This is a genomic window from Vibrio sp. 1288 (genome assembly GCF_033344475.1).
The window spans coordinates 21,364-37,966 of the sequence record NZ_JAWPOX010000007.1; the positions used below are offsets into that span (position 1 = coordinate 21,364).

Here is a 16,603-nt window from a genome sequence, read left to right on the forward strand (position 1 = left end):
AAGGAGACATTCATGGATTTTCGATCAGATACCGTTACACAGCCCACCCAAGCCATGCGAGAAGCCATGTTTAAGGCCCCCGTTGGGGATGATGTTTATGGTGATGACCCTACGGTCAATGAGCTTGAAAAATTTGCTGCGCAGCTTGCTGGTTTCGAAGCAGCTTTGTTTACCACTTCAGGCACTCAAGCCAATCTGCTCGGTTTAATGGCGCATTGCGAGCGGGGAGATGAATATCTATGTGGGCAACAAGCACATAACTACAAATACGAAGCTGGTGGCGCGGCGGTTTTGGGATCAATTCAACCTCAACCAGTCGAAAATAACCCAGATGGCACGCTACCATTTGATAAACTGGCTGCTGCGATTAAACCAGATGATTGTCACTTTGCTCGCACTAAGCTTCTCAGCTTAGAAAACACAATTAATGGTAAAGTACTACCTCTGTCTTACTTAACAGAAGCACGTGACTTCCTGAATAAACATAACTTGCAGATGCATCTAGATGGCGCTCGCGTTTTTAACGCAGCCGTTGCACTTGATGTTCCGGTAAAAGAGATCGGTCAGTACTTTGATTCAATGACGATCTGTCTGTCGAAAGGTCTGGCTGCCCCTGTTGGCTCGCTACTGCTTGGTAGCAAAGACTACATCGCAAAAGCACGTCGCTTAAGAAAGATGGTCGGCGGTGGTATGCGTCAAGCGGGTATTCTTGCCGCAGCAGGCAAACTTGCCCTTACCGAACAAGTGGAACAGCTAAAACAAGATCACATCAACGCAAAAACCTTAGCGGAAGGTTTAGCAGAACTGCCTGGTTTTTCAGTCAACCCTGAATTTGTTCAAACGAACATCGTGTTCGCGAAGCTTGATCCCCAAGTGGACATAGTAAGTATCGCTGCGAAACTAAACGAACAAAACATCACGATAACCCCTGGAAATCCAATTCGTTTTGTAACTCATAAAGATATTTCAGCGAAAGACATCGACACTTTCTTATCAAGTATAAAATCTCTACTTTAATTTGATTTTGATCATTGAGCTTCCCCTAAGGGGAAGCTTTATTGTATCGGCATGATTTTTAGCGAATAGATAACCTCCATGCTCAGATTTGTACTTCTAATCTCTTTTATTTTCTCTTCCGCTATCCATGCCGAGCCGTTTGGTGATGCTGATAAAGGTAAAATCAAATCACCTAGCTGTGTCTATTGTCACGGTGTTACAGGCATCGCAACGAACAACACCTATCCAAGCCTTGCTGGTCAAAATACTCAGTACCTTTACAATGCAATGAAATCTTACCAAGCCGGTGAGCGTAAAGGGCCACTTGCAGAAATGATGGCAACACAGTTAAAAATGTTAAATGATGAAGACCTTCGTGATGTCGCTGCTTTTTATGCAGAACAGAAGGAAATCAAGTGATTAGATCACTTGTAGATGCACTATGAAAGCTCGTGAATCATCCAAACTCAACGCATATTGAAACATTAACCCAACATTTGACCACAAAACAATCAAATTAACTTCACTTCAAATATTTGATGAATTTATAGTTCGACATAAGCATTAATATTGACTTTTTATTCTATTTTATCGATATTTCATGCTTTATTGAATTTAACGTGAAGTAAGTTATGTCTCACACACATGCGCAACCAGCAGACTCGGTTGCTACCCCCAAGTCGTGGCAGATGCCAGATACCCTCATTTTGATCTTCATTGTTGGTATTCTTGCTGCGATTCTTACCTACTTAATTCCTGCTGGTCATTTTGATAGCCAACAGGTGACCTACATGGTCGACGGTGCAGAAAAAACTCGCACAGTTATCGATCCTTCTTCTTTCTCTTATGCAACCGACGAAAACGGTGAATTGGTTTACAACAAGGTTGGCCTGTTTGCTTCTGGTGGTGGCATTGGTTTGATGAACTTCCCTTTCGAAGGGCTAGTTTCTGGCTCTAAATGGGGCAGCGCAATCGGCGTGATTATGTTCATGTTGGTTATAGGCGGTGCTTTCGGCGTTGTAATGCGCACAGGCACAATCGATAACGGTATCCTGCGCCTTATCGATAAGACCAAAGGTAACGAAGCACTATTCATTCCAGTGCTATTTTTGCTGTTCTCGCTAGGCGGTGCGGTATTTGGTATGGGTGAAGAAGCCGTAGCATTTGCGATTATTATCGCGCCGCTTATGGTTCGCCTTGGTTATGATGGTATCACTACGGTGATGGTTACCTATGTTGCGACTCAAATTGGCTTCGCTACTTCTTGGATGAACCCTTTTTCCGTCGCTATTGCGCAAGGCATTGCGGGTGTACCTGTTTTATCCGGCATGACAGCGCGCATGGGGTTATGGGCTGGCTTTACGTTAATCGGTATCGCTTTCACAATGATCTACGCCGCTCGTGTGAAGTCAAATCCTACACTTTCTTACAGCCATCGCACAGACCAGTATTTCCGTCAGCAAGAGCTTGGCAATCAAGATTCTCGTTGGTACCTAGGTGACACACTCGTTATCCTTACGGTTATTGCGACCACGGTGTGGGTCGTTTGGGGCGTAGTCGCTAACGCATGGTACATCCCAGAAATCGCTTCTCAATTTTTCACTATGGGCTTTGTTGTCGCGATCATCGGTACGATTTTCCGCCTAAACGGTATGACGCTAAACTGCGCAGCTGATGCATTTAAAGAAGGTGCAGCTATTATGCTTGCACCTGCCCTATTAGTGGGTTGTGCAAAAGGTGTATTGTTGATCCTTGGTGGTGGTACAACTGATGAAGCGAGTGTACTGAATTCAATTCTAAACAGTGCTGGCGGCGTGATTAGCGGGCTTCCTGACGTGGCTGCGGCATGGTTAATGTATGTATTCCAATCTATCTTCAACTTCTTCGTCACTTCGGGCTCTGGACAAGCGGCACTAACGATGCCTCTACTGGCCCCTCTGGCAGACATTGCAGGAGTTACGCGCCAAGTGGCAGTTTTGTCATTCCAACTTGGCGATGGCTTTACTAACGTTATCGTCCCTACTTCGGCATCTCTCATGGCAACGCTTGGTGTCTGCCGTATCGACTGGGGTGACTGGGCAAAATTCTGCTGGCGATTTATTCTATTACTCTTTACCCTATCAAGTATCGTCGTTATCGCAGCTCATATTATGGGTTTTGCGTAAAACGAAACCAATTGGTAATTAAGGCGAGACATGTTCTCGCCTTATTAATATTCATCGTATGACGACGCTAAGGTTTTAGATTAGCTTATGGTTTTGGAGTGGTAACTTTAATGGCAACACAATTTCTCGATGACATGATTCAGGGTCATCAAGTGATTCAATCTCTCAATGTAGCAGACCTAAATTCGGGCGAGCATAAGTTTTGGTTTCGCATCGCAACGAATGCTCTCTCTCAGTGGCAACACCTACCTGTGCTAGTGTTCAAAGGTGAAAAACCTGGCAAGAAGATCATGATTACCGCAGGGGTTCATGGTGATGAGTACAATGGTGTGTTAGCAGCGCAGAAAACTGCTCGAGAGCTCATCGGGACTGAAGTCGCTGGTACTGTCACTATTGTTCCAACCATTAACATGCCAGGTATGCTAAACCACAGCCGCGATTTCTATTCCGCAGACCCTGACGCGTCTCCTGCAAACTTAAACCGCTTTTTTCCTGGTGACCAAAACGGCAATGAGGCCCAACGTTACTTATATGCATTGTGGAATGATTTGCTCAAGCCAAATGCAGATTTAGCCATTGACCTTCACACTCAAACCAGTGGTGCGGCCTATCCACTTTACGTGTTTGCAGATTTCCGAATCGAGCAATCATTAGAAATGGCTCGCCTCATTAATCCTGATGCGATTTTAAATGATCCTGGAGATGCTGGCGTCCTTGAAACGGTTTGGAATAACCATGGTGTCCCAAGTATTACTGTTGAAGTAGGTATGGGGCGATACACCGAGCAAGAACTTATCAGTCGAACTGTAACAGGCATTTTTAATGTGCTGAAAAAGCATAACATTGTTGAAGGTGATATGGACCCTATTACGTCATGCTTGGAAGGAAACGAAATCGTCAGTGTGAAAGCGACACACGGCGGCTTTGTACTGCCTCATGTCAGTTTGATGAATTTTGTCGAGCAAGGCCAACTTCTTGCGATTCAATACGACAGCTTTGGCGCTGAGATTAAACGCTACACCGCCCCAACAAGCGGCACAGTACTTAGCCACAATGTTGAATCTATTCGAGCACCAGGTTCCCTGATCGTTCGTTTGATTAAGTAAACCATAACCGTTTGTTGATAGATCAACCTTTCGACGCTCACTCAAATTTATATAAGCCCCATCACGAGTAATCACAAATGATGGGGCTATATCCATTTTGACCACATTAAGTTACGCGGTAACAAATTACTGTTAAGCGAATGACAAACTGAGCTCTTAATTAGGAAGCTTCCCCTCTGTCCGCTTTTTCAGCCACGCTAATGAACTTAAAGCTGTCTTTGTTTCTCTTGTTCAACAAAAATGAGCTCGTCGATAGCGAAACCTTTCTCTTTAGCTACGTACTTAAAGCGCTCCACTACTTTCTCATCAACATTAGGAGTTCTAGACAATAGCCACAAGTAGTCGTGGTTGTAACCTGAGACAAACGCATAGTCATAGTTTTCACCTAGCTCAAACACAATGTAAGAAGAATATATTGGCCCAAAAAAGGAAACCTTTAAGTGTCCCACCGTTTCATCTTCAACAAAATAAGCTTTGCCTTCAGCTTCTGACCACTGTCGCTCTTCTTCGGAATATCCACGGTTTATCACCTTGACCCCACCATCCTCACGAACCTGATACTCAGCGGTAACGTTGGATAAGCCTCGCTCAAATGAATGGTCTAGGCGTGCAATCTCATACCACTTACCTAGATATGGCTCTAAATCGAAATTATTCACGGGTTCCACCCCATCCGGCTTCGAGGTACAACCAAATAAAGTTGCAAGTGACAAAAGTAAAAATATTTTTATCGATTTCATACAACACCTAAATTTTAATTAGTGATTGATTTTACTCTAGAAGATAACAAATCGATCACTAAGCCGCACCATCGCCCTCATAGGTACACATCACAATTCTTCATCATCAATAGCGCGCTGAACACCGAAACCTCGTCATCTCTGCAAATCGATAACAAGATTGCTCTATTTTTGACTTACAAGCTGACCATGCTTGTACATTTTGTCAGCATTTAACCCTATGCATATAGAAACTTTGCACAACATAGACATTCGTAGGCATATCACCCTCCTATAATACGTTGCGTTATAGACAGAGGTTATTGTTATGAAATTAAAAACAGTGTCAGTTTGTGCACTTTTGGCGTTACTTGCAGGTTGTCAGCAGGAAAAGCCGAGCGAAACGACACAATTAACGACCTCGGCAGATGTATGTAATGCACAAGGAAACATGCCAGGTGGGTGGAATGAGTTTAACGCGACCCCTGATGCACAAAAGGCAATGGCCTTTGTTTTAAAGAAAATGGACACAATAGCGTCGTTTAAACGAATACTGAATGTTCACGCGCAAATCGTTAGCGGCGTCAACTATGCTATTGAGTTTGAATTGGATGATGGCTCTGTTTGGAACACGATTGTTTATCGCAACCTTGATGGCGAATATGCGATTACCCAATCACCAAAAGAAGGCCACTTTTGCGAACAGTAGCGACTTAGTCAGAAAGCCCCTAACAATAGGGGCTTTTTGATCTAACAGTAGTCACTGAATTAGACAGCGAAGCGACATTGAGATTTAATCGACACCGTTGAACCAAGTCTTGATGGTTCAACATCAATCCTCTGCGCCATTTGCTCTTTCAGCTCAGAAACGTGAGAAATAACACCGATCATGCGCCCAGTCTGTTGCAAGTCCACTAGCGTTTGAATAGCAAGATCTAAAGACTCTGGGTCTAAACTACCGAAGCCCTCATCAATAAATAAAGTGTCTAAACGAATACCGCCACTATAGGATTGCACAACATCCGACAAACCAAGTGCCAGAGCAAGCGCTGCCATAAATGATTCACCGCCGGAAAGTGTCGCAACATCACGCGTTTTTCCTGTGTAGCCATCTTCAACCATTAAATCTAAGCCGCGACCCGCTGCGCCTTTGAAGCCCTCTGTTTTTCGAGCAAGAATATAGCGCCCTTTACTCATAAGGCTTAAGCGTTGAGAGGCCTGAATCAGCACATCATCCAACAGTACACCAAGAACAAAGCGATGTAGGCTAACCCTGCTGCCTGTTTTACCGCTAGCAACGTCGTACAACGTACCAAAGACTTTGTATTCTTCTTCTAACTTACTATTTTTCTCATGCAACACGGCAATATCTTTACGAACCTTTTCAAGACGTTCAAATATTGAGCGTGTGGTATCAAGTTGATTCCTTACTTCAATATATTGCGCCTGCAGAGTGGTTAACCTGTCGTTAAACGACTCCAAATTAGGCCTTTCAAGATCTTTCAATGCATGATTTAAATCATGTAGTGTTTGCTCAAGCTTGGTTTGTGCCTGTTTGAAACTGTCTATTTCTTGCTGCCAGGCTTGAAGTTCATCATCTCCCACTCGACTACTTAGATAATGGCTTTCATCCTCAAATTTACTCGCCTGTAGCGCCTCATTCCACGCTAATTCTGCTTGGCTAAGTTTTTGCTCTGACTCAGATAACCACTGCTTGTTCGTCGCTAAGTGACTTTCCGCATTTGATTTCTCCAATATCGCTTGCTGCAAAGCGTTTTGCGCCTTTTCTAAGCCTTTGTTCAAACTCAGAATTTGCTCGTTTGTCAGCAAAATTTCACGTTCAAGCAAGTCAGCGGAACTGTATTTTGGGTCAATAGAAGCTTGTAATTGAGCCAATTGTTCTTGGTTCGCTTTAACGGTTGATTCATTTGCCGCCATTTGATTCTGCAGCTCATGAATTTTATTTTCACCCACGACGCAGCGTTGATTAAGCTGTTCAACGTTCTTTTCTAGCTTTTCAATATCAATAGCTTGTAGACGTAGGAGTTGAGCATTGATCGCTTGCAAATCATTTTGAACCGTCGAGATATCAGATGTAGCATACTCACCCAACTCCTCTTTCAACTGGTTACACTGATTCTGATACTGACTAATGACAACGTTATGTTGTTCTAGCTGATTGCTTAGTTGGTTCAACAAGGTTTGAGCTTCTCGCTCTTTCGCTCTAGCCGCCTGAACTTGCTCTTTTGTAACGGCTTCTTCAACAAACGTTGCGGGGTTAGGATGCGTTTCGCTACCACACACCGGGCATGCTTCACCTGCTTTTAGTCGCTGCGCTAATACTGCCGCTTGAGCGTTGTGCCACTTAAGCTCTATCGTATCAGCGGCTTGTTGACGCTGCATATAGCGCTGACTGGCTTCGTGTAGTGACTGCTGCTTGCCTACAGTTAGCGCATTGAGTTTAGAGAGCTCTAAAGTAAGATCATGCAGCTTTTGTAGATCCTGTAACAGCCGTTGTTTTTGTTTTATTTCCGCATCGATGCTGCCAATAAGCGCAACATCAACTCGTGCTTTCTCTAGCTCCTTCTGTCCCTGCTGGGCCTGTAACGTTAACTTATCTTTTAGTTCTATGTACTGTTTTAACGTTGCTTCAAATTGTTGTTTTTGTTGATAACCCGCCGTTATTTTACTTTCCAAATTGTCTTTCTCGACCAACTTGTTTTTCATACTTTCAAGTTGATACTGCAGTTGCGTTAACTGCGGGACCTTTGCCGCTGCCTTTTTTGCACTTTGCTGCAAGTTTTCTTGTTCTCTCGCAACGACATTAGCTTTTTCGAGACTCTCTTTCAAAGCTACGATTTTTTGCCTAAGCTCTTGCGTTTGAGCTTTTGCATTTTGTAATGAGATGTAGGGCAACTCTATCTTATTGGCATTTTTAGCGTTTTCTAATTGCTGTTGACGAGCTTTTATCGAATCTGAGTGTTCTAGATGCAGCTTGAGTGCGCTTTCTGCTTGCTCTCGTTTCGAAAACTCTCCATTCAAGGTTTCCGCTTTTTGCAATTCAGATTTAGCAGTATTGAGCTTATCTAACGCTGCTTGCTCATTCTTTTTATCAGACTCTAATTGCTTAGTTACTTGTTCCAGTTGTTGTAATAGCTCTTGTTCAGAACTCGCTTCTGCAACTTGTAAAGCACCTCGAATTTGATTATCAAATTCGCCTTTCGCTTTACTAATTGCACTCGCTTTATCTTTGAGCGCGTACTCAATTTTTTTATATATGTCAGTTTGAAAGAGCTGGCCAAAAATTTCTTCACGCTCTTTAGAGCTAGCAAGCAACAGTTCTCGGAATTTTCCTTGAGGCAACACCATAACTTGACGAAATTGAGTTTCATTCAAGCCAATAATATTGCTAACTTCAGTTTTAACCTGAGTCGTCTTGCTGGTGATAAGCGTTTCAGTCTCACCGAGTTCATAAAGAGCCGCAGTGTGCTTTTTAATCGTCATCCCTTCACCACGGGCCTTGGGCGCTTCCTGCTCAGGGGATCGAACAACTCGGTATTGTTTGCCGTGTAACGAAAATTCGAGAACTACTTCGGTTGGTAAATCTTGCGCGGATAAGTCACACCGCATCTGAATACCTTGTCGCTCATTACCTGTGGTTTCACCATAAAGGGCGAAGCAAATGGCATCTAAGATCGACGTTTTACCGGAACCTGTAGGACCATTAATCAAAAATAGAGGGTTACTGCCAAGCTTCTCAAAATCAATGATTTCAGTTTTTGCAAACGGACCAAAGGCTTGCATGGTTAGTTTAATTGGTTTCATCTTTGGTCCCTATTGCTGTGATAATTGCTTAATAATGTCAGTAACAGCTTGCTCTTGCTCTTTAGACAACTGGCTATCTTGCGCCTCAATAAAAAAATCTCGGAACATATCAATTTCGCTTCGCGCCAACTTTGCTTGCGCCATTTCCTGCTCTACCCCAATTAACATGCCAGGTTTCTCAAGGTGTAAAACGTTTGGATACACTGAACGAAGTTTTTCCATTGGGTTTAAAATCGCATGTTTATCCATCAAGCGAACTAACAAATAATCTTCATTCTTAGGGTCTGTTTTGCCTTGCTCAATAACTTTATCCAGCTCGCCCTCTACAATGCGCATTTCATGAGGAGCCGTAAGATCAATATGCTCTGCAGAAACAAATCCTTTCTTGTCCAGTTCAACTAACGTGAAACCTTTTCTCTGGTTCTGTTCACCAAAGCTATACTTCATGAGAGAGCCAGAGTAACGGATATGCTCTGCGCCTTTCTTTTGAGGCTGATGCAAATGACCAAGTGCGACGTAGTCAAAATCTAAGAAGTGTTCATGACTCACGCGATCAGAACCACCAATAGATAATGGTCGTTCAGAGTCTGACTCGATAGCCCCATCAACAAAACAGTGACTCACGAGCACGCGCTTTTGCTTAGAGATAAAGCGCTCTTTAATTTGCTCAACAAGCAATTGATGAGCCTCATCATGAGTGGATACCGAGGCTTTGTAGGCAAACCTGACCTGTTCAGGGTCGTTATAAGGCATACCATAAAACGCGACCTCGTCCGCAGAGTCCGTTTTTATGATGATGGGAGTGAGCATCTCTTCAAAGTTGCTAACAATATGGAGACCTGCATTTTTCATTTGCTCTGAGCCGAAACCTAACCTTTCTGCACCATCATGGTTGCCAGATATCAATATCATTGGTGTTTCTAACTCGGTACAAATGCGTTTCACGACTCGATTTAACAGTTCTATTGCAACCGTTGGTGGCACCGAACGGTCATAGATATCTCCCGCCACTACAACTGCATCGACGGGGTTGCGTTCAATATAGTTAATCAGTTGTTCGAGTACTGCTTGTTGATCTTCGAGTAGTGATACGTTGTGGAATTGTCGACCAAGATGCCAATCTGAGGTGTGGATAAACTTCATTCGAATTCACTTTCCGCCAATTCTATGAGTAGGCTTGCTTCTGTCAGAGTCCATGTACCGTTTATAAAAAGGAATGCGTCACGGGTGGGATCTCGAACAAGCCAAAACTCAAGTTATTTTATTTCGGTAAGGATATCTTGAGTCGAACAGCTTTTCATGTGGTTTGTGTTCTATGGCTGGCTATTTAATCAGAAAGCGAGAAGAACACTGTAAAAACGCGGTGAGCAAAGCTATTTTGAAAAGCAAGCTGCGCCTAGTCATTGTCCAAACATCATTAAAGGGCCAGTTTCGAGTCAATCCCCCATAACATTTGCATCACTAAAACCTCAGCTACTACTAGAAGGAAAAGCAATAGCCAGACCTATTCACTACGCCAATTGTATATTACTCCTACCGCATAGCCATCTGACTCGATGTCCGCTTGCAACACGTGAAAGTCTGGGCAGGGGCTGCTTCTTTGAAGCTCATCAATCACTAACGCTTTTAAAACGCCGCCACATGCACCCAATCCGCCAAGTTTGATATCAACAAATTGATACTGAGTTTGATCGGTCACCCACGGAGACAAGAATTGCATTGAGTTTAACCATTGCGGTTCTTCCTTATTAACGGATAAATACAATTGACTGAGTGGATGTTCACAACTTACTCCTAATTGCTTAAACACCTTGTCCACGGCGATGCGTTGTTGTTTGGCATCTAAATCAATTCGAACAACATCAGGCACAAGACCTGAATGTCGAAAAAAACACTTGGTTAAAATGATAGAGCTTTGAGGTTTGACATGCCCTTCTACATCACTCGTAACCTCTATAGCCAGTATCCAAGTCGCTTGCGTTTCATTAACTTCACGATTTATCCGATTTAGTGCCATCAAAAATGCAGCTTGGCCATAAGGATAAAAGTAAATTTCAGTATTGACAGTTTGGTCAACGAAAATAGAAAGCTCGCTTATCAATGCTTTAAGCAAACTTTTGTCCACCGAAGATGGTAAAAGAACACAGAGATTCCCCTTGATATCAGCTTGCTCAAGACTCTCGCGCTCAGAGCGCACGAGGCTTAATATATGCTCATCTATTGATTGAGCAAAGTCAGGGGGTCGGATTTCCTCGGACAATCTAAAAGAATCATCAGCTATCTCGCGAACGGTGTGTGAACGGCCATTAAAAGATAGAAGATGCGTTTGAAATGCGAGTGGCATCTAGCCTCCGATTAAAACCGTAGGCATACCAGATAGAATTTTGCCACCATGAGACGTTGAATCGCCGACTCTCGCGGCTGGTTTACCGTTGATTGTTACGCTAGAAGAACCTGCTGAGATACTATCCGGAGGACCGATACAAATAAGCTTGTCGCCTTGTCTTGCCGCAGGTATCCCGCCAATCGTTACGTTTGGTGAGCCAACAACGACGGGACCACCGACATGCGGTATCTTTCCTGTTTTTTTAGGGCAAAGATGAAAGCTGCCCAAAATTGCGGCTGGTTTACCCACTTTAAATCACCTTAGTTCAATGAAATTTGCCCAGCTTTAAGAGCAATAGCTGAGCCGTTAATGGATATTTTATTACCTTTGATATTGATTTCTCCAGAGCTAGACATCTGAATAGAAGCACCACCTACTTTGATCTCGACGCTCTTTCCTGCATTAAAAGACAGCACTTCACCCGTTTCATTCGAAAAGTTTTTACCTACTTTCAAGCTCGCGTTCTGACCAACCTCTTGATTAACATCATTGGTCACTTTTTCGGTTTTACTGTTTTCAACGGCGATATCAACACAGTCTTCAACTAGCATTTGGAACAGTTTTTCAGCATGAAGATAAATGTGCTCTTCACCAGGCTTATCATCGAAGCGCAACTCATTAAAATTGGATGTACCTTTTTGTACAGAGCGTGATTTATAACCACTCTGAGAACTTTGCTCTGGTAAAGCGTAAGGAGGGAGTTGACTACCGTTATATAGTGATCCCGTAACGATTGGTTGATCAGGGTCTCCGTTGACAAACTCGACGATGACCTCTTGTCCGACTCTAGGGTGAAACACCGACCCCCATCCGTTACCTGCGATATTTTGCGCAACACGAATCCAACATGAACTATTTACATCGTATTTACCAACACGGTCCCAGTGAAACTGAACTTTGATACGGCCATGTTTGTCTATGTAAATTTCACCATCTTTGTTCCCCGTAACTATTGCAGTTTGCAAACCTTTCATCTGAGGTTTCGGATAGTTAACTGAAGGACGAAGGATTGTCTTTGAGTCAACACAACTAAACGAGACTTTGACACCTTGCGCACCGGTGCCACCTTGACCAGTCTGGTTATAAACAGCAGCAGACAAAAAAACAGAAGACAGTACATATTCTTTGCCAACTCGAGATTTATCTTCATGTTTTTTAAACTTGAAGCACTTGCCTACGCTGAATGTTCTGCACGTAGCCTCGCCACGACACAAATATGCATTTTGCTGTAGTGCTTCTATTGCATGCGTGTTTCTCAGTGCGTATTGATCATTGCTCTCCATTTCACCCATGTATTCAAAATACTCGCTTTCAGGCACTGTAAAAAAATCACTTTCACCCTTTGCAGTATTTTTAGGATTCGAAGAAGGCTTGAGCATGTTATAGCCTGACTTTTGACTCGCTTTAGTAGTCAGAATTTGCGTTTCATGCCAAGAAGAAATGTGGCTAGATTTCGCCGTACCTGTATCAAAATCGACTAAAAACTCAGTACCCGGCTTATAAAAACTGATGTCATCAAAAATATTGAGCGTATGGGCAGACTTAGTATGTGTAAAACAAAATGATAGCCCCTCTTCCGATAACAGACGTCGAACAAATTCAAGATCTGATTCTTCATATTGTACTTTGTACGTGTATTTAGGATAGGACTTGGTTAGCTCAAAACTAAAGGCAACACTATGCTCCGATAGTACTTCAGAGATAATTTCCTTTATATCTTTATGCTGAAATATTCTGCAATTTTTTCGATATTCAGCGAAACGTAATTTAGGCTCTATTAATAATTCTATGTTTTTATAATTTTCGCCTTTATGTGTATTAGAAACCCTTTTCCCTTCTAATCTTGCAGCAGAAACGTAACCATGCATATAACGAGGATTTGAAGAAACATCCTCATTATTTTCAAGGGTAATGGTAACTTCCTTACCAATAATTTCGTTTAACTCACTTCGTTGATCATTAAAGTAAGCTTTAGCACGCAATGAAAAAAGTTCTGAGATCTCTTCTTTATACTCAAACGAGTTTAGTATGATGGCATCTTTACCGAATGGGGAAGAAATTCGGATGAAATTGTTATCTTGAGTTGCTCTTTTCATTAAATACTTCTTTCAAAAAAATGCGGAGGAATACTCCCCCGCATGAAAATTACATTTGTTGACCTTTAACACCGCTGTAGCCGTATACCAATGGAGCAGAAGTGTTGTTCTTATCGTCAGTAGGAGTCACTGTCATCATCATTTCTGTGTAAGAAATTGTGATAGTTTCAACTGGACGATCGTCTTGGATAGAAACTGAGTAGTTAGAAATCATCGCATCAGTCAGTTCGATCTTCATGATCTCTTCAACCTTCTCACCCTGCTTAGTAATATGGAAAACCGCTGGTTTACCTTTACCAATCGTCGCTTCTTTAAATAAGTCAGGAGAAGAACGGTCTTGAAGTTTAGTGATAGTCAAATCATATAGACGAGTAGCGCTCGCTTCACGGTCCATCGCTGTACCAGTGTATGATGAGATCTCACGACCTACACTCCAATCTACAGATAGTAGTGTAATCAAATCTTTGTATTGCTCGGCTGTTGCCTCACCCTTAATATCTGCGTATTTAAGATACGTATTAGACTGCATGCTAATCTCCTATAGCATTATTAATTGACATATATCGTAGTAATTTAATTATCTGACGTTTGGTGATAATTAGTGATTAATGTATCAAAAACTTCATTTTAAATACGCCCTGTTATATCTTTAAATAAGATTTAATTTAAGCGTTTTTTATAAAAAATAATAGTTAATATGAACCAACTCCCAATTATTATTGAGAGTGTAAAGGATGTTAAACTATTGAGACATCAAGTCCACTAGTTGTACCTTTAACAATAATTTCATCAAACGTCTTATCATTAAGAATTGCATGCAATATTTCATGAGAAATCTTCGGAAGCAATGTATTTTCTATGGTTGTTTGTACCACACGCGCACCACTGCCAGACTCATTGCTATTGTCTACAATATCATTAATTAGTTCCTCATCAAAAAACAGGTCAGCGTTATAGTGCTTACGAATACGAGTCGTAATTTTATCCAACTTTAATTTTGTTATTTCTATCAATACTTTTCTTGATAGAGGCAAATAAGGTAATACGTTCACACGCCCTAAAAATGCAGGTTTAAAGTCGACCAACAAATCATCGCGTAAAGCATCTTTTAGTGCTGACGGCTCAGGAGATAAATCAGGATCAGAATACAAAGACATCGTCGTTTCGGTCCCTGTGTTCGCGGTCATAATAATAATAGTGTTTTTAAAGTCTATATCTCGACCTTCACCGTCTTTAATTGAGCCTTTATCAAACACCTGATAAAAAATATCTTGAACACCAGGGTGCGCTTTTTCCATTTCATCGAGGAGAATTACACTATAAGGTTTACGTCTAACAGCTTCAGTCAGTACACCTCCTTCTCCATAACCGACATAACCAGGAGGAGAACCTAATAGCAATGAGACTTTATGCTCTTCCTTAAATTCCGACATATTGATAGTCGTGACATTTTCTTCACTACCATAGACTTTCTCTGCAATCGCCAAAGCCGATTCGGTTTTACCCACTCCGCTTGGTCCGGTTAGGAGAAATACACCATTTGGTCGTGTCTCATCCGTGAGCTGCGCACTCGCGGTTTTTATCACTTCAGACATGAGCTCTAAAGCGTGATCCTGCCCGACAACTCGCTTACACAAACTTTCTTTCAAACCCAATACTGCTTGGATTTCATCATCCTGAAGTTTACCTAGCGGTATACCGGTCCAATCCGAAATAACTTCTGCGATTAGCGCTTCATTTACATGCGAAAAAACTAAGGGCTGTGAGTTAGCGGAAAGGTTATTTTCAAGCTCTTGTAACTTGTCTCTAGCAGTTTCAGAACCCTCCTGGATTATTTGGGTTCTAAGTGACTTAGCTTCATTTACCCATTCTTTTTCTTTTTCCCAAAGTACTTCTAATTCAATAATGTCATTAGATAGCGCATCAATCTCTTTTCGGACACCTTGCAGCTGCACATCAAGAGATGCTCCTAGCCGACTCTCTTGGCTAAGATGCTCATACTCAGCTTGCTTTGCTTTAAGTTTGTTTCTTTTCGCATCTAGGCCTCCCGGTGTAGATGACTGACTTAACGCAACTCGAGAACAGGCCGTATCCAAAACAGAAACCGCTTTATCTGGCAGTTGACGACCATTAATGTATCGAGCTGACAGTTGGACCGCTGCATTGAGAGCTTGGTTAGTGATATGAACATCGTGGTGTTGTGCCATTACATCAAGTAAGCCTCGTAACATTTCGATCGCGAGTTCAGGGGCTGGCTCATCAACCTTTACGACTTGAAAACGCCTAGTTAAAGCTGCATCTTTTTCAAAATACTTTTTATACTCTGCCCACGTTGTTGCTGCGATCGTTCTGAGTTCACCTCTCGCTAATGCTGGCTTCAGAATATTCGCCGCATCACCTTGGCCCGCTTGCCCACCACCGCCAATTAGGCCATGAGCTTCATCAATGAACAATATAATAGGCTGTGGAGCGTCGTTTACTTCCTTAACAAGGTTCTTAAGCCTGTTTTCAAACTCACCTTTCATGCCTGCGCCGGCTTGCAGTAACGCCAAATCCAGAGACTTAATTGCCACATTTTGCAGAGCGGGAGGTACATCGCCATCAATGATCTTTTGCGCCAAACCTTCAACAACGGCTGTTTTTCCAACACCGGCTTCTCCCGTAAGAATCGGGTTGTTTTGTCGGCGTCTTAATAAAATATCGATCATTAGGCGAATTTCATTATCTCTACCAATCACCGGATCTATTTTACCTTCCCTAGCTTGCTCAGTAAGGTCTGTTGTAAATTGATTCAAGGCGGAATTCGCGTTTGACTGCGCTAAGTCATTCGATCTTGATTGAGGCGCATTACTTTCTTTAAAGTTCAATAAGCGAGATGGTTCTATCTTGTTTAGTTCAGGACTAATCGAACCAGCCATGTTGACTAACGTATCATCAGACAAGTAGGCAAATAAAAGATGGATGCACCCCAACTGTTCTTGATTGAATTCAATGGTTGCAGACAACAAGGCATTTTGCATAACAGTCACCGTATGAGCTGATAGCCCAGGCACCGACTGGCATCCTGTTTTGTATTTTTCTAATGCCTTTTGAATATCGGTTTCAACCTTGATTTTATCGACATCAAATTCGTCAAAAACTTCAGAGTAAATATCGTCAGGATGGCGGATAATCATCATTAACCAGTGAGACATTTCAATACTGTGATGAGTTCGGGAGCTTGCCATCGCAGCTGCCTGTTCAAGTGTTTCCTTAGCCTGAGGAGACAATCTTTCGACCAACGCTGAAAGTGAGAGTGAAGCCATTACAT

Annotated in this window: 13 protein-coding genes; 5 read left to right on the top strand and 8 right to left on the bottom strand. The window is 42.4% G+C overall.

Features of this window, described 5'->3' with window-relative positions:
* Positions 1–12 precede the first annotated feature (12 nt).
* The 4 genes from ltaE to R8O11_RS07190 all read left to right on the top strand — a co-directional run bounded on the left by ltaE (position 13) and on the right by R8O11_RS07190 (position 4,267).
* On the top strand, positions 13–1,017 hold the full coding sequence (ltaE, locus tag R8O11_RS07175) for a low-specificity L-threonine aldolase (RefSeq protein WP_318194039.1): 1,005 nt from the start codon (positions 13–15) through the stop codon (positions 1,015–1,017).
* A 78-nt stretch (positions 1,018–1,095) separates the two neighbouring features.
* Complete coding sequence (locus R8O11_RS07180) at positions 1,096–1,416, top strand: cytochrome c (protein WP_318194040.1); 321 nt, start codon at positions 1,096–1,098, stop codon at positions 1,414–1,416.
* Positions 1,417–1,628: 212 nt separating this feature from the next.
* Positions 1,629–3,161 (top strand): putative basic amino acid antiporter YfcC, encoded by a 1,533-nt coding sequence (gene yfcC / locus R8O11_RS07185; RefSeq protein WP_205391155.1) that lies wholly within the window; start codon positions 1,629–1,631, stop codon positions 3,159–3,161.
* Positions 3,162–3,271: 110 nt separating this feature from the next.
* Complete coding sequence (locus tag R8O11_RS07190) at positions 3,272–4,267, top strand: succinylglutamate desuccinylase/aspartoacylase family protein (protein ID WP_053303674.1); 996 nt, start codon at positions 3,272–3,274, stop codon at positions 4,265–4,267.
* A 206-nt stretch (positions 4,268–4,473) separates the two neighbouring features.
* Here the strand turns inward: R8O11_RS07190 and R8O11_RS07195 are convergent, their stop codons facing one another.
* The gene (locus R8O11_RS07195) at positions 4,474–5,007 is read right to left on the bottom strand and encodes a lipocalin family protein (protein ID WP_025767720.1); all 534 of its coding nucleotides are present in this window, start codon (positions 5,005–5,007) and stop codon (positions 4,474–4,476) included.
* 307 nt (positions 5,008–5,314) lie between these two features.
* On the opposite strand from R8O11_RS07195, the gene R8O11_RS07200 reads away from it, so the two are divergent.
* Positions 5,315–5,695: a cystatin domain-containing protein gene (locus tag R8O11_RS07200; RefSeq protein ID WP_205391153.1), complete on the top strand. Its 381-nt coding sequence runs from the start codon at positions 5,315–5,317 to the stop codon at positions 5,693–5,695.
* 59 nt (positions 5,696–5,754) lie between these two features.
* Here the strand turns inward: R8O11_RS07200 and R8O11_RS07205 are convergent, their stop codons facing one another.
* From R8O11_RS07205 to tssH, 7 genes are all read right to left on the bottom strand, one after another.
* A complete protein-coding gene (locus R8O11_RS07205; protein ID WP_033907017.1) occupies positions 5,755–8,811 on the bottom strand; it encodes an AAA family ATPase in 3,057 nt (1,018 codons plus the stop codon).
* Positions 8,812–8,820: 9 nt separating this feature from the next.
* Positions 8,821–9,954: an exonuclease SbcCD subunit D gene (locus tag R8O11_RS07210; protein ID WP_033907016.1), complete on the bottom strand. Its 1,134-nt coding sequence runs from the start codon at positions 9,952–9,954 to the stop codon at positions 8,821–8,823.
* Positions 9,955–10,315: 361 nt separating this feature from the next.
* Positions 10,316–11,155 (bottom strand): hypothetical protein, encoded by an 840-nt coding sequence (locus R8O11_RS07215; RefSeq protein ID WP_025767716.1) that lies wholly within the window; start codon positions 11,153–11,155, stop codon positions 10,316–10,318.
* Positions 11,156–11,446 (bottom strand): PAAR domain-containing protein, encoded by a 291-nt coding sequence (locus tag R8O11_RS07220; RefSeq protein WP_005375969.1) that lies wholly within the window; start codon positions 11,444–11,446, stop codon positions 11,156–11,158. It lies immediately after the preceding gene.
* Positions 11,447–11,457: 11 nt separating this feature from the next.
* Positions 11,458–13,293: a type VI secretion system tip protein TssI/VgrG gene (gene tssI / locus R8O11_RS07225; RefSeq protein ID WP_017820211.1), complete on the bottom strand. Its 1,836-nt coding sequence runs from the start codon at positions 13,291–13,293 to the stop codon at positions 11,458–11,460.
* A gap of 49 nt (positions 13,294–13,342) precedes the next feature.
* Positions 13,343–13,822 (bottom strand): Hcp family type VI secretion system effector, encoded by a 480-nt coding sequence (locus tag R8O11_RS07230; protein WP_005375967.1) that lies wholly within the window; start codon positions 13,820–13,822, stop codon positions 13,343–13,345.
* Positions 13,823–14,030: 208 nt separating this feature from the next.
* A complete protein-coding gene (tssH, locus tag R8O11_RS07235) occupies positions 14,031–16,598 on the bottom strand; it encodes a type VI secretion system ATPase TssH (RefSeq protein ID WP_017820212.1) in 2,568 nt (855 codons plus the stop codon).
* Between the last annotated feature and the right edge of the window lie 5 nt (positions 16,599–16,603).